Annotated in this window: 16 protein-coding genes; 5 read left to right on the top strand and 11 right to left on the bottom strand. The window is 43.1% G+C overall.

From position 1 onward, the window contains the following. Window positions 1-24 precede the first annotated feature (24 nt). The 4 genes from L4C38_RS03190 to L4C38_RS03205 all read right to left on the bottom strand — a co-directional run bounded on the left by L4C38_RS03190 (window position 25) and on the right by L4C38_RS03205 (window position 3,430). Window positions 25-852 carry a sulfurtransferase gene (locus L4C38_RS03190; RefSeq protein WP_428796084.1) on the bottom strand — a complete coding sequence of 276 codons (828 nt, stop codon included), beginning with the start codon at window positions 850-852 and terminating at the stop codon, window positions 25-27. Window positions 853-1,036: 184 nt separating this feature from the next. Continuing rightward, window positions 1,037-1,699, bottom strand: coding sequence for a hypothetical protein (locus L4C38_RS03195; RefSeq protein ID WP_428796085.1), 663 nt, complete (start codon window positions 1,697-1,699; stop codon window positions 1,037-1,039). Between the two features lie 209 nt (window positions 1,700-1,908). Further along, entirely contained in the window at window positions 1,909-2,376 is a 468-nt protein-coding gene (locus L4C38_RS03200) for a heme-degrading domain-containing protein (protein WP_428796086.1), read from the bottom strand. Then, window positions 2,369-3,430, bottom strand: a complete 1,062-nt coding sequence (locus tag L4C38_RS03205) for an oxidoreductase (RefSeq protein ID WP_428796087.1) — start codon at window positions 3,428-3,430, stop codon at window positions 2,369-2,371. The genes L4C38_RS03200 and L4C38_RS03205 overlap by 8 nt, the downstream gene beginning before the upstream one ends. A 256-nt stretch (window positions 3,431-3,686) precedes the next feature. On the opposite strand from L4C38_RS03205, the gene L4C38_RS03210 reads away from it, so the two are divergent. Together L4C38_RS03210 and L4C38_RS03215 are read left to right on the top strand one after the other, a co-directional pair. Further along, on the top strand, window positions 3,687-4,436 hold the full coding sequence (locus L4C38_RS03210; protein WP_428796088.1) for a DeoR/GlpR family DNA-binding transcription regulator: 750 nt from the start codon (window positions 3,687-3,689) through the stop codon (window positions 4,434-4,436). A gap of 250 nt (window positions 4,437-4,686) precedes the next feature. Further along, window positions 4,687-5,676: a zinc-dependent alcohol dehydrogenase family protein gene (locus L4C38_RS03215; RefSeq protein WP_428796089.1), complete on the top strand. Its 990-nt coding sequence runs from the start codon at window positions 4,687-4,689 to the stop codon at window positions 5,674-5,676. Window positions 5,677-5,889: 213 nt separating this feature from the next. On the opposite strand, the gene L4C38_RS03220 is transcribed toward L4C38_RS03215, so the two are convergent. From L4C38_RS03220 to moeA, 4 genes are all read right to left on the bottom strand, one after another. Next, window positions 5,890-6,267, bottom strand: coding sequence for a nuclear transport factor 2 family protein (locus L4C38_RS03220; RefSeq protein ID WP_428796090.1), 378 nt, complete (start codon window positions 6,265-6,267; stop codon window positions 5,890-5,892). A 292-nt stretch (window positions 6,268-6,559) separates the two neighbouring features. Beyond that, window positions 6,560-6,892: a hypothetical protein gene (locus L4C38_RS03225; RefSeq protein ID WP_428796091.1), complete on the bottom strand. Its 333-nt coding sequence runs from the start codon at window positions 6,890-6,892 to the stop codon at window positions 6,560-6,562. A gap of 46 nt (window positions 6,893-6,938) precedes the next feature. After that, window positions 6,939-7,688, bottom strand: coding sequence for a molybdopterin-synthase adenylyltransferase MoeB (gene moeB / locus L4C38_RS03230; protein WP_428796092.1), 750 nt, complete (start codon window positions 7,686-7,688; stop codon window positions 6,939-6,941). An 8-nt stretch (window positions 7,689-7,696) separates the two neighbouring features. Then, window positions 7,697-8,932: a molybdopterin molybdotransferase MoeA gene (gene moeA, locus L4C38_RS03235; RefSeq protein ID WP_428796093.1), complete on the bottom strand. Its 1,236-nt coding sequence runs from the start codon at window positions 8,930-8,932 to the stop codon at window positions 7,697-7,699. Between the two features lie 171 nt (window positions 8,933-9,103). Here moeA and folE point away from each other — a divergent pair, with 171 nt between their 5' ends. Continuing rightward, window positions 9,104-9,757 carry a GTP cyclohydrolase I FolE gene (folE, locus tag L4C38_RS03240; protein ID WP_428796094.1) on the top strand — a complete coding sequence of 218 codons (654 nt, stop codon included), beginning with the start codon at window positions 9,104-9,106 and terminating at the stop codon, window positions 9,755-9,757. Window positions 9,758-9,882: 125 nt separating this feature from the next. Then, window positions 9,883-11,256: an ATP-dependent RNA helicase DbpA gene (gene dbpA, locus L4C38_RS03245; RefSeq protein ID WP_428796095.1), complete on the top strand. Its 1,374-nt coding sequence runs from the start codon at window positions 9,883-9,885 to the stop codon at window positions 11,254-11,256. Between the two features lie 245 nt (window positions 11,257-11,501). On the opposite strand, the gene L4C38_RS03250 is transcribed toward dbpA, so the two are convergent. From L4C38_RS03250 to L4C38_RS03260, 3 genes are all read right to left on the bottom strand, one after another. Then, complete coding sequence (locus L4C38_RS03250) at window positions 11,502-12,392, bottom strand: DMT family transporter (RefSeq protein ID WP_428796096.1); 891 nt, start codon at window positions 12,390-12,392, stop codon at window positions 11,502-11,504. A gap of 189 nt (window positions 12,393-12,581) precedes the next feature. Further along, complete coding sequence (locus L4C38_RS03255) at window positions 12,582-12,890, bottom strand: hypothetical protein (RefSeq protein WP_428796097.1); 309 nt, start codon at window positions 12,888-12,890, stop codon at window positions 12,582-12,584. Beyond that, complete coding sequence (locus L4C38_RS03260; protein ID WP_428796098.1) at window positions 12,887-13,729, bottom strand: hypothetical protein; 843 nt, start codon at window positions 13,727-13,729, stop codon at window positions 12,887-12,889. Before L4C38_RS03260 ends, L4C38_RS03255 begins: the two co-directional genes overlap by 4 nt. Window positions 13,730-13,818: 89 nt before the next feature. Between L4C38_RS03260 and L4C38_RS03265 the strand changes: the two genes are divergently transcribed. Then, on the top strand, window positions 13,819-14,271 hold the full coding sequence (locus tag L4C38_RS03265; protein WP_428796099.1) for a MarR family winged helix-turn-helix transcriptional regulator: 453 nt from the start codon (window positions 13,819-13,821) through the stop codon (window positions 14,269-14,271). Window positions 14,272-14,282: the final 11 nt, after the last annotated feature.

A 14,282-nucleotide genomic window follows, 5' to 3' on the forward strand; every position in this document is an offset into this window, starting at 1 on the left:
CCCGGGAATGCCCGGGGTTACTTTTTACTCAATAGGTAGATCGTTGCGCTGACCCCATTCAGTCCATGCCCCATCGTATATAGATAGGTTTTCATAGCCACAAAGGTAAGCGGCTAACAGAACAATTGCCGCTGTGACGCCTGACCCGCAGCTAAAAATATACTGCTGCTTATCGACACCTAATATTCCGGCAATGATTGGCTTCAACTGCTCAACATCTTTTAGACGGACACCGTTAATTAGTTCTGCAAATGGTAGGCATACTGAGTTTGGTATATGCCCACTTCTTATACCTTCTCTCGGCTCAGGTACTTCAGCATTGAAACGAGCAAGGGATCTCGCGTCAACCGTTAGATTTCTTGGGTTTTCAATCGCCGCCAGTACGTCATCAGCACCAAGGAAATAACGAGGATCTAACTGACCGTCAAAGTTACCGAGTTTCTGTGCTGGTGTATATTGCAGAGCAGTTTCAAAACCAGCGTTTTTCCATTCGGTAAGACCACCGTTTAGCACATAAACCTCTTTGTGCCCCATGGCTTTAAACATCCACCAAGCACGTGGTGACGCCAAAGTACCGCTATTGTCGTATACGACAATCACTGAATCAGCATTAATGCCCAGTTCTTTAGCCAATTGATTAAAGCGCTGTTCAGACGGCATCATATGAGGAAGAGGTGAATCAAGGTTGCAAAATTCATTATCATAATCAAAGCGTTGCGCTCTGAGGATTTTATTTGTCGTGTCCTTTTCCATTTCCGCAGGGATCTTGAAGCTAATACTGGCATCAAGTATCACCACATCTTGGCTTTGTGTTAGTTGCTTTAGTTTCTGCGCGGAGATTAAAGGCGACATTGTATTTCCTTGTTGTCGGAGAGCAGTATAGTGATCGGCTATCAACACATTCTACACAATAATCAATTGAGAAAGGGTGGAGTGTTTGCTTATTTTGATACATTTCTGGTACAGCATCTGCCTGCTCTCGCAGGTAGCTTCACTTTCATTCCCTAACATTAAACTTCTAGCTTTAAACCCCTAGCTATTGCTGCGAAACAAAAGCGCGTGCTTCTTCAAGGGTTAACTCTTTAAAGCCTTTTTGCCTTAAGCGTTCAGCGATAACTTGTTGCAATAGTGGACTCGTTAGCTTCTTATAGCCTTGATAGCTAAAACCAATGGCTGATTTAGAGCCCTTCAGTACCAACACATCATCAGGTTTCAGCTCATTCCAGTCTTCTTCGCTCATCCCACAAATGAAGTTGTTGTACCAAAAATGGTAACCGTTAATGTACACACAACCGTCAGGTCCACGGTTTCGATAACTATGACGGGTATCTTTGACACTGCTCAAGATGATGGCGTTGTCGGCAATCAAGAGGTGTATAACTACCGGTAGCCCTTTAGCCAATGAAACTTGTAAGAAGACCGGAATGGCAATCACAACGCAAAGAACGACCTTCCATTGTTTGTAGTGCATTTCTTTAATGTGCAGGCTCAGTGTTGATTGCTTGTCTCTCATAAGCCACAGTGTTACCGCCACCATCACCACAGAGATCAGACCAATACTGATGGATAATATCGCATAGAGTTGGTTGTTAATCAGCGTTGAAGTAAATACACCAACAAGCGATAACGCCAGCAGCGCCATACCAATATAACCGAGCACTTTTTTGTAGGTGGGTGTTCCGGGCACGTAAATACTCATTGGTTAAATTGCTCTTTATCAGTGGGTGGTGTCGTACGCTAAAGTCGCTTGGTGATCACAGAGAAATTTGAATGATTTTAACTCATTGTTGGACAAAAGTACTTTTCGGGAAATCGAATATTAGTAATTCATGAATTAGCTCTGGTATCGAAGTCGCTTAGGTCAATGTCCAGCATTGATAATACGGATCAGTTTATCGAAAACCCAAATCAATCCTCCGTGAAGTACTCTCGTAGCGTGTTTACAACCAGAATATGGTCATCTTCTTGTGGGAGTCCTGACACGGTAATCGCTCCCACAACCCCAGAACCTTTGATGCGAATAGGGAAAGAGCCGCCATGAGCACAGTATTCCCTAGCATCAATATGTGCCTGATTCTCGAACTCGCGCTGCTTAGAAGCATTGTACTGACCAAGGTAATAAGAACTATGCCCATAACGCAATACGGATTGACGCTTACGCCTTGCCCAATCCTGAAGGTCTTTGCTTGTCTCTGGCATAGCATAACTAAACAGCACTTGCTCAAAAGCATAGATTTCGATGGCAACGGAAGTAGAGAGCTTCTCAGTTGCTTGCTTGATTGCATAGCCCAGCTTCCATGCTGTTTTGTTGTTGAACTTAGCGAATTGAAGCTCGGTTTCCTGCGCTAACAATTGAGTGAGATGCTCGCTACTCATTGGCTGACTTCCCCTGCAAATCTTTGATAAATAGTTTCTTACCTAACCGACTGCTCTCCATGGCTAACTCTATCAATTGGATATTAAACAGCGCATCTTCGGCGGTGACAGGGCAAGCTGAGCCAGTACGAATCGATTGGGCAATCTGATGAAAGTATTCTTGATAACAGCCTCTTTCTGTTGCAATCGCAGTGTAGCTGTTAGCGTCGTAAAAGTTGCCATACTGAGATGGTTCTTCTTCCGACCAGTCATCTGTTGCCGGTAGCGTTCCCGCTATTAGACGCTCTTCCTGAGGATCAAGACCGTACTTTATATAACTGCCACCGGAACCTTTAACCGTGAAGCGCTTATTCGGCCCCGCGCTGAACATATCGCCATGTAAAACCGCGAGGTAATTCGGGTAATGCAAAATTAGGTGGAAATAATCCACATTGGTTGAGCCTTGGCGCATCATCTTGCAATCCGCGCTGATTGCTTCAGGAAGACCAAGCAAAGTTATGGCTTGATCAAGAAGGTGAGAGCCTAAATCAAACAAAATGCCTCCGCCTTCTGCGGTTTGCTCCCTCCAACGCTGGCGTACCTCAGGGCGGAATCGATCAAAGTGAGATTCGAAGTGCTTTAGTTCACCAAAACGTTGTTCATTGAACATCTTCTTTACGGTCAGGAAATCACCGTCCCAGCGTCTGTTATGATAAACACTTAGAACGAGCTCTTTCTCCTTTGCTAGTGCAATGAGCTCTTCACCATCAGCGATATTGGTGACAAACGGCTTTTCGATGATCACGTGCTTACCATTCTCAAGTGCAGTTTTTGCAAGTTTAAAATGAACATCATTAGGCGCAGTAATAATCACTAGCTCGGTATCGGAGTGCATTAACAGATCGTCGACTTGATCATAATGCTGCACTTCAGACCAATCGTCCTTGACCTCTAGTTTGCTTGTACTGATCGCCACAAGATCAAACTCATCTAGGGTAGTGAGAAAAGGAATATGGAATGTCTTTGCTGAGAAGCCATAGCCTATGACGGCGGTTTTAATCGGTGAGAAAGTCATGTTTGTCTCTCCAAGCTGAATGAGTAGTTGTGAAATGCTTTGGTTTTAAGTGTGCACGTTTACTTAATACCACTTAAATTCACTTGATTTGTACGGTTATAATGCAAAATCACTTACGCCTTTTCAAGTGAAAAATGTCAAAACATATATATCAGTAATTTAACTAGCAACATTTAAGTGTTCTTGCATGTTGTCAAGTGTTTGAAACTAAGGTTTGCGCTATACTGCGCGAGAAAGCCGATAGTTAGGGGTAGCAATGACTCAAGAAGAACGTTTAATCGGGATAGAAGCTCGAGTAAAAAGCCATGGGAAGATCACGATAGACGAGATTTGCCAATCCTATGATATTTCCTATGATTCAGCGAGAAGGGACTTGATCAAACTCGCTGTTCGCCCGGGTATCCTTCGTATTCGAGGGGGAGCGATATTGGACGAAAAAAGGGTGAGCCTTTCTTTCCAGCAAAGGGAAATAGAAAGCACAGTGAAACAAAAGCTTGCAGCATATGGTGTTTCTCTTATCAATGAGCAGGACATCGTTTTTCTTGATGCTGGCACTACGTGTGCTGCAATTGCACGCCACCTTGATGTCCCATCCAGTGTGATTAGCAATTCGTTGGAATGCCTCTACGAGCTCAGCGGAAAAAGACATATCAAGAAGCGCGTACTTGGTGGATCATTCGATGATTTTTCTCATGCGATCCTTGGCGAAATGACCACAGAGCAGATCAAAAAATATCAGGCGAACAAAGCCTTTATTGGTGTGAGTGCGCTGTCAGAAGCGGGGATAACTACGGATTTAGAATCAGATGCTAACCTGAAAAAAGCGATGGCGAGTCAGTCTACCCAAGTAATTTGTGTTACCGAGTCGAGTAAGTTCAATACCCAACTAATGTATCAATCCTGTTTGTGGTCGGATATAGATTGTGTCATCACAGACAAACGACCGCCAGAAAACATTATACGTCAGTTAGATCGTTATGATGTCGAACTGTTAATGGTTGATTAGAACGAACAGTATTCCACTCTGCCCCCGCCTCTTCAAAAACTCCCGAGGGGGAGTTGATGTGGTGCACGCCCTTTCGGATAAGTTCTGGTAGGGAAAACACGTCTTAATAGGATGTGTATGAGCTTTTGCACTAAATGATATTGGGGCAAAAGTGAGCCACATGACTGGTAAGCATAAAGATGGACATTTACGATAAAAATGCCAGCATACCTAGAGGCACCTTAATAATTCAACCACTTATGGTCAAGAGATGACTGACATGACGACAAATACAAGAATTAACCAGATCTGTTTCGGCCCCCCAAAGGACTCATTGACGGTAGAGCATTTACCGTTGGAATCGCTTGAAAAAGATAACATTAGGGTCAAAATCGAAGCTACAAATATTAACCCAAGCGATCTGTTGTCTATTCATGGTATAGGTCAATATCGGCATAGTCATCAGCCACCCAGAGTCCCGGGATTCGAAGCCGTCGGGCAAGTCATCGAGTCTAACCATGAAAAATTTATCATAGGTCAAAGAGTCGTTGTGGCTACCAGTGGTACGTGGCAGAAATATATCGATGTATCACCAGATAACCTCTTTCATATTCCTCACTATCTGGAAAACGGCTACGCATGCCAATTATATATTAATGCGTTAACAGCTTGGGTTTTAACCACTGAAATTGCTCAGTTGAAGAAAGAAGATGTACTGATTATCAACGCTGGAAGTTCTGCAATAGGTAAAATTTTTGCGCAGTTATCTTCATCGCTGGGGTTTACTCTTCTTGTTGTAACTTCGAAACCTGAAACTTATGCATATGATTCAAGCATTGTCATAGATGCTAAAGGTGATCTGATTACTCAAATTCAACAGCTCAATTTGCCTAGACCCAATGTTGCATTTGATGCTATTGGAGGCAAAGTGGGCACTGAACTGATTCATACCGTGGGTATCAAGGGTCGGTATATCAACTATGGAACTCTTTCACTGGAATTCTATGAGCGTCGTTTTTATGAATATGCGAAAAACCAGAATATCGATTTCAGTACATTTTTCTTACGTTACTGGGAAAACACGGTTGGTAAAGATGTCAGACGTGAAAAATTTACGATGATGTTAGACCATTTCATAATCAATAAAATACAATTAGATGTAGACCGCTGTATTCCATTAGATCAAGTTCAATCTGCTATTGAACTTATTGAGTCTAAATCTACACCTATACATGGGAAAATCATTTTGCTCCCAATGTAGGATAGATATGACAGTTTACGACTAGTTGTAATGAGAAAAAGTATCGAATATTTGGTCGTATAATTTACAACTGAGTATTTACGTTAAATCAGAATGGGGCACAAGAAAGTTACATGAAATAATGTATTAGTTCGTATTTGATAGAAGGTTCAACACTCGGATTTAATGTCAGTTGCGTAATACTCATGCCATATTCGTCAAGTGCGTAGTCTATTATTGTACGACCTTTACCCACTTTGCCCGCCATTCCTGTGGCTCCATTGGGTCTGGCCAAAACTCTTTTTGCTTACTTATAAGTCCATTTTCAACCGTGTGGAAAGTAATAGCCCGCGCCCTTTGAACACTATCGGTTATTGAGACATCGGTGACAACAGTGACGCCGTCACAAATAATGGAGTGAACCTCAAACTCCCAGCGTCCATTTGCCGGATAGCAAGAGTTGATTGCCGTGAAATTGTCTCTTCCAAGCGTAAGTTCACCCGATTGGGGCCAAAAACCTTCAAAATCAGGGCTAAGCCATTCACTTGCTTTAGCAAAATCGTTGGTCTTCATTGCATCCCAAAAGGCTATAACGACTTCCTTTGAGTTCATTCATTTCCCCCACGCAGATAAGAGTAATTACATGGCGAACGCCATCTTTAATGATTCTATACCCGTCATACTTGAAGTTGCAGCGGTGTTGGCTGTATTCGTGCGCCCCAATCACATAGTTCACCTATGCTCAGGGGGCTTTCTTACTTGCCGCCTACCTGCACTTTCAAGTTTCTTGGGTATATCATGCCGTCTTTTTAAACTAACTTCAAAATTAAATCAATGAGTTAGTTAAGGGGCAGCGTTATGATCTTCCGAGCCGAAGAAGTGTAAGGCAACATGGCTCATGCTTTCAGTAACGTTGTGGAGGTTCGCTTTCTTGCCTAAAGCACGCTTTGAACTGATAGTGGTTCTGTTGTTGGAATATCGTAGATTCAAGTTCGAGTGCAATGCGCGAGCCTTTAGGGCAATCGACAGTGGCGGGGGAGGGAATCAATAGCGTCTGGTTGTCGTCGGTAATGACATTGAGATAACGCCGATGACCGTCGAGAGATTGTGTAAGTGTTTGAGAAACAACCGTACCTTGAATGCCTTGTACATTTTTCTCTGGAGAAAGCCAAAGCAGACTGATTAGTGCTAAACAGGCAATTAAAAAGGCGAAAATAAAGATTTTTGGGTTGTTCATACCATTCCTCTTATTCTTCGCCTTAATAAGTTAAATGTGAGTATGCCTAACTGCACACCACACAGTTTGGCATTTTCATCAAATTCATTTCACGCCAAGACATCGTCATCGCATCTAAGATAAGTATTTTACCTTGCTTGGGCGTGCCATAGTTAGCGATCACCTTGATCGCTTCCATCGCTTGTACCGCACCAACAATACCTACAACAGGTGCCATAACGCCTGCTTCAACACAGCTTAACGTCCCGCTACCAAAAAGTGAGCTTAGGCATTGGTAGCAAGGTGCACCTTCATCTTGGTAAGTGAAGACGCTGATTTGACCTTCCATACGGATCGCCGCACCAGAAACCAAAGGTGTTTTGGTTTGGTAGCACAGGCGGTTTAATTGATTGCGTGTCTCAACATTGTCTGAGGCATCTAAAACTAACGTATGCTGTTTGACCAGAGCGAGCAATTGCGTGTCATCAAGACGTTGAGCAATGGTGTCAATGTCGAGAAATGGATTCAATTGCTTAAGTGATGCCGCCGCCGATTCTACTTTCTTTTTACCTATGTCCGCATCGTGATGTAACACTTGGCGCTGGAGATTTGAAAGTTCAACGATGTCGTCATCAATTAACGTTATTTTTCCCACGCCCGCCGTGGCAAGGTACTGGCTAGAAGCACAACCGAGCCCACCAGCGCCTAGGATCAGGATTGATGCTTGTTTTAGAGCCTCTTGGCCTTCAAAATCGAATTGTTTAAGTACGATTTGTCGGTTGTACCTGAGCATCTCTTGATCAGATAAGATCTCCACGTGTTCTCCTAGTATAACGTCGAGTTAAACAGCTGAATTTGTACTGTTTCACCCACTTCTACACGTCCACGTTCGCGCTCTAGCACAACAAAACAGTTTGATAGGCTCATTGAACGGAATGCGCCAGAGCTTTGGTTACCAGTTGTTTCAACGACGAACTTGCCATCTTCTAGTGAGTAGATCCCGCGTTGATAATCAGTACGACCAGGACCTTTCTTAAACGCTGTTTTGGTAATTGCAGGGATGGACTCAGGCGCTTTCCACTCGGTGTGCCCAGCCAATTTTGCTAGCATTGGTTGAACCAAAACATACATGGTCAATATAGCCGAAACAGGGTTACCCGGTAGACCACAGAACCATGCGGTAGACAGTTTACCGAATGCAAATGGTTTGCCCGGTTTAATCGCCAACTTCCAAAAGCCAATTTCGCCAAGTTCTTCAAGAATATCCTTGGTGTAATCCGCCTCACCAACACTTACGCCGCCGGAAGTAACAACTACATCAGCGAGTGTTTGAGCTTTCTCAAACGTTTCAGCTAGTGTTGTTGGGCAGTCAGGAATGATGCCTAAGTCAATCGCTTCACAGCCAAAATTCTCAATTAATGGCTTAATACCGTAACGGTTGCTGTCGTAAATTTGACCTTCAGCCAGCGGTTCTCCAAGGGTTTTTAATTCATCACCAGTAGAGAAGAAAGCCACTTTCGGTTTACGCACAACAATGACATGGCTTACGCCGAGCGTTGCTATCATCGGAATGTCGCGAGGTGATAGACGAGCGCCTTTGGCTAATACAATATCGCCTTGCTTGATATCGTCACCGGTAGGGCGGATGTTGTTCTGTGGTTTTACATCTTCTTGTAAGAACAAAATGCCTTGCTCAGTGACTTCGGTATTTTCTTGCATGATAACCGCGTCGCACCCTTGAGGGATTTTTGCGCCGGTCATAATACGAATACAAGAGCCTTGTGGCCATTCACCCTCAAAAGGCAGGCCTGCAAACGACTTACCTGCAAGTGGCAAGGTTTTTGATGCGTTTAAATCAGCAATACGTATGGCATAACCGTCCATTGCTGAGTTGTCAAAAGGAGGCACAAAAATTGGTGAGAGTATCTCTTCTGCTAATACATAGCCTAAAGCGTCGGCCAATGGTAACCGCTGAGTGGTTTGAATTGGTTTAATGCGCGATAGCATATTATCCATCGCTTCTTCTAATGGCATTAAGCCCGGAGCGTCGCAGCAACCCATGTATGATTCCTATTGTCTTTCTAATTTGCGACAACTTTAACATACTTTCTGCGCCGCAATAAGGCAGCAGTAGAGCTGCGAGCGTGTCCTCTCTATAAAATGTGAGTGTAATTCGCCTAAAATCCGAGTATCCTTGTCACCCGTTTGCAAGGAGAAAGATGAGGAAGTGGAATGTCAGGTCTTAGCGAATCAGCAAAGTTAGTAAAAGATGCGCTTGAAAGCCGTGGACTCGAAACGCCAATGGTGGGTAATGAGTTCAGTCGTGAAGAAAAGAAAGATAGGATTCAGTTTCACATGCGAGAGATTTTGTCTCTGCTTGAACTTGACCTAACTGACGACAGCTTAGAAGAGACCCCGCATCGCATTGCAAAAATGTATGTTGATGAGATTTTCTCAGGTCTTGACTATTTAAACTTCCCTAAAATCACCGTCATTGAAAATAAGATGAATGTGAGCGAAATGGTTCGAGTGAAAGACATCACTTTAACCAGTACTTGTGAACATCATTTAGTGACTATTGATGGCAAAGCGGCAGTCGCGTATATACCACGTGGAAAAATTATTGGTCTTTCTAAGATCAACCGTATTGTGCGTTTCTTTTCACAGCGTCCACAGGTACAAGAGCGACTAACGCAGCAAATACTCGTTGCACTACAAACGTTGCTTGAATCGGATGATGTTGCAGTGACTATTGATGCAACTCATTACTGTGTGAAATCACGTGGTGTCATGGATGCAACAAGCGTAACAACGACAACAGCGCTGGGTGGGATTTTTAAATCTATCCCCGCGACCCGTGCAGAGTTTTTGCACGGCTTAAGGTAACCCTTGGGTTATACCAAATTACGGAAAACCGCTTCGTATGAGGCGGTTTTTTTATTGAATGACTTTATGCCCCTGTGCTTATAGCAATATACTGAGTGTAGCGGCAACATTGACGAGAATTAATTGTGACAGCTTCATTTAAAACCCTGCCACTGAGAAACGAACTACTAACAACTTTGGATACGCTTGGTTATACGCAAATGACCGCGATCCAAGAACAAAGCTTACCGACGTTACTAGAAGGTAAAGATGTTATTGGTCAAGGCAAAACAGGCTCTGGCAAAACAGCGACGTTTTCTTTGGCACTGTTGAGCAACCTGAATGTTAAGCGTTTTCGCGTACAGTCTTTAGTGCTTTGCCCAACACGTGAATTAGCCGATCAAGTAGCGAAAGAAATTCGCACTTTGGCTCGTGGTATTCACAACATCAAAGTGCTCACTTTGTGCGGTGGTTTACCTATGGGACCACAAATCGGTTCTCTTGAGCACGGTGCACACATTTTAGTGGGAACGCCTGGTCGCATTTTGGATCATTTAAGCAAAGATCGAATTGATCTGTCAGAACTTAATACATTAGTTCTTGATGAAGCTGATCGCATGCTTGATATGGGCTTCCAAGAAGCACTTGATGCGGTAATCTCACAAGCACCAAAACAACGTCAAACTTTGTTGTTTAGCGCGACGTTCCCTGCAGAGATCGAAGCGATTGCTGGCCGCATTACACAATCACCGCTTATGGTGAAAGTCGAATCGACACACCAAACGAGCACGATCGAACAAACTTTCTTTAAGTTGGAGTCAACTGAAGATCGCGATAATGCGCTAGAAGCTCTATTGCTAACGTATCGCCCTCAATCTTCAGTGGTGTTCTGTAACACTAAGAAAGAAGTGATGAACGTAACGGACGAACTTCAGCATCGTGGTTTTAGCGTTGTTGAACTACATGGTGATTTGGAACAGCGTGAACGCGATCAAGCACTGACGATGTTTGCCAACAAGAGCATCTCTATCTTAGTCGCAACGGATGTAGCGGCACGTGGTTTAGATGTTGAAAACCTAGATGCAGTGATTAACTTTGAGTTATCACGTGATCCTGAAGTGCATGTACACCGCATTGGTCGTACAGGTCGTGCTGGCGCTAAAGGTCAAGCTTTCAGTTTCTTCAGTGAGAAAGATGGCTACCGTATTGCTCTGATTGAAGAGTACATGGATATCGAAATCACGCCAAAAGCACTACCAAGTAAGCCAAGCGGTGAACCTTATCAAGCAGCGATGACAACCATTCAAATCTTGGGTGGTAAGAAGATGAAAGTTCGTGCTGGTGACATTTTAGGTGCTTTGACTAAGCAAGCCGGTATTGATGGCAAACGCATTGGTAAGATCAATATCTTAGCTATGGTCTCGTACATTGCGGTTGAGAATGAAGTAGCGAAAGTGGCATTGAAACAACTGCAGATGGGTAAAGTGAAAGGCAAAGCTTTTAAAGCTCGCATCATGTAATAATTGAGCGCCCTGCGTATTATTATTTAATGGTTCCTGAATAAGGTTCTATTTTAAACTGGCTCTATTTTATCTTGCTTACGGCAACGAAAAAATAGAGCCATTTTTATTTGTCGCTTTTAATCTATACCCAAGACACTTGAAGGTGCAGGTAGGCGGCGAGTAAGACAATTCCTGAGCATAGGTAAATTAAGTGATTGGGCGACCGAACATAGCCACTATCTTGGATATAAGTCTGGTCCGAACTAAAAGAAAAACAGTGAAATTCCGCCTATGGCCGCTAGCGTTCCAATGACGCTTTTAACGGTTACGTTCTCTCCTTTAATGACACAAATACCTAGCATGAATAATGGGCTAGTGGCGATAATGGTTTGCGCGACAGCTGGATTGGCATATTTGAGAGCGGTTTGCTGTAGCCAAAGAGCGAGGAATGTTCCGACAAAGATCGCCAGTAACAAAGTCAGAAAAGTACGCTGTGTCAACTGAGCGAAATTCATCTTGATATGGGTAAAAGGTTTGCGCTCGACAACGAGAATCACAGCCATAACCGCCACGACTCCGACAACTAAACGAATAAAAGCACCTAGAAATGGCGATAAATCACCAGCAACTAACGCATAGTGTGAAATAACCACGCCGGTAGCTTGGCAGATACTCGCTAAGAGTCCAAAACCGATCCCTGACCAACTTGGGGGCGTTGATGCATCTGAATGGGGTTGTAAAATGACAAAGCCAACGGCTAGGGTGGTGATCAATACGCCAAGCCAACTTTGTATGGGTAAAACGCTGCCGAGAAAGACGAGAGCAAGTATCCCTGATAAAGGCGGTGCCAGTGATTCAAGTAATAGTGTTTTGTTTGCGCCTATGCGTTTTAATGATGCAAAGTATGCGCTATCACCTATCGCAATGCCGATGACGCCAGAAACCGCCAGAACCACAAGGTGTTTTGTTTCAATGGATTCAGGAAAGGTAACCACAACCGGCATAACCAGAGCCATCATAATTGACGCGACTACACCTTTAACAATGTTGAGTTGTAATGCAGAAAAATGATGGCTGAATTGACCGTAAATCCAAGTGGCTGCTGCCCAAACAATGGCCGCTAATAATGCGGATAGTTCGCCTAAATAATCCAATTCCTTTTAAACTCCAACCACACAACCACAAAAGAGTGGCCAGCTTATCGAGCGTGTCTCATAACTGCAACACAAATAGCGCTGTTGATATCAACTTCTTTATTGCATCAACTCTATGCGCTCAAATAATGAGCGCTGGGAAATCGGTAATACCAGCGCGATAAAATCCATCTGTAGCTATCGAGAGCTCTAATATAAGACCGACTCAACTTCTCTGCGTGGCGTTAACGGTGTTGCGGATGCTTTTCCTAGCCTAAATAACATTTGAACCGTTTCAGTTTTATTAACCTGGAAATACGCTTTAAATTCGGCTTGTAGAGACAGCATGTCGTCGTACTCTTCCAATATTTGACTCATCGGGTGCATCGCTACATTCAATTGGCTACAGACTAAATTAATACGATTATAGATTTCGCCGATTTTTATCTGTGTTAGCCGACTGTTATCTTTGGTTACCAATAGAGCATAATGAGTATTATGAGTGACGACTTCTTTCACTTTGTCGACGCTATGTTGTCCAAACGATGCAGGATCACGCTCGGCTTTTCTCTGCTTATAAACATTGTTTCTGCAATCCACTTTTTGATGCCAAAGGTGCCGTTCTGCTCCAAGCCAAATCCATCACGAAATTGTATAAACTCTTCATCGTTAAATCGGAACATGCTAATGGTTTCTAAACTTCTTAATTTATTGCTTTCTTCAATCGTCATCGCATCAATTAAAAATTTACCCATTTCTATTTTATCTTTGTCACTGCTGATAAAATCTATGTAGTGATTTTGGTCTGAGATTAAGTTCGAGATTGTTTCGAAAGTGGTGTCGTGCAATGGAGAAGGGTCGTAAGCAGTTTTTGTCGATTGACGTCGAGACATCTCTGCAAATAATGGGTTCGTAACAACGGATTCACGATTAGTTAAAATCACGTCTGCAACGGGCAGTTCTTCTAAACGTAGATTGTTGTACTCACCTTGGGGAAAGTAATGGATGTCTGCCTGTAAATCAAAATGTGTTGCCACAGTGGCTAAGCTATCGACAAAGCAACCAACACCAATATGAATTTGACGGTGGTACGGATCAGTATGAGGTAATAGTCTTTGCCTATCGACAAAAATGCGAATGACATTATCTTTGTCGAGGGAGACTTTCCATGGTTGCTTGTTATGAGGGTTAGGACATTGCATTGCATAACTAATCAAGACCTTACGGATATCTTGATAATCATGAACAGGTCTTAGACGTGGTTCATCTTTACTAGATAAACCTTTGATTACGAGAGGGGGGGCGGCAACTATTATTGCTCCTGTTCCTATTACTTTAATAAAGTTACGTCTGTTCATTACTGTTCCTCCTTGGAAAAAAAGGTATAATACATTCCACGGAATAAATGTACATTCCATGGAATGTATTATCAAGAGGTATTTGGAAAATGGAATGTAATAAAAACAAACTGGCAAATAACTTATTCATTTCATTAGGTATTGTTAGCCAATTGACGGACGCTATGCTGGCTACGAAGCTGTCACCTTTTGGAATTAGCTCGTCTCAATTCACGATTCTCACTCACTTTCTTCGGCATCAAGACCAAGCTCAGACAATTAGTGACTTAGCAAAAGTGATGCAAATGAACCAACCTGGGCTAACAAAAGTTATCAATAAACTGCACCAGATGGGCATGCTAGATATCGAGAAAGATCAATTTGATGGGCGCAAAAAATGGATACGAATAAATGCATTCGGTATTGAAACTGTACAAGCCGCGTACGCGAGTTTTATGCCTGTAATGGATGAAATCTTTGCTGAGTGGGGGGAAAATGAAATGCAACAAACGTTGGATAAAATAGACAAACTGAAAGTATGGCTGGATGAAAATCGAATTTAGTCGCGCTGTTT

This window comes from Vibrio kasasachensis (genome assembly GCF_050337565.1).
Taxonomy (GTDB): Bacteria; Pseudomonadota; Gammaproteobacteria; order Enterobacterales; family Vibrionaceae; genus Vibrio; species Vibrio kasasachensis.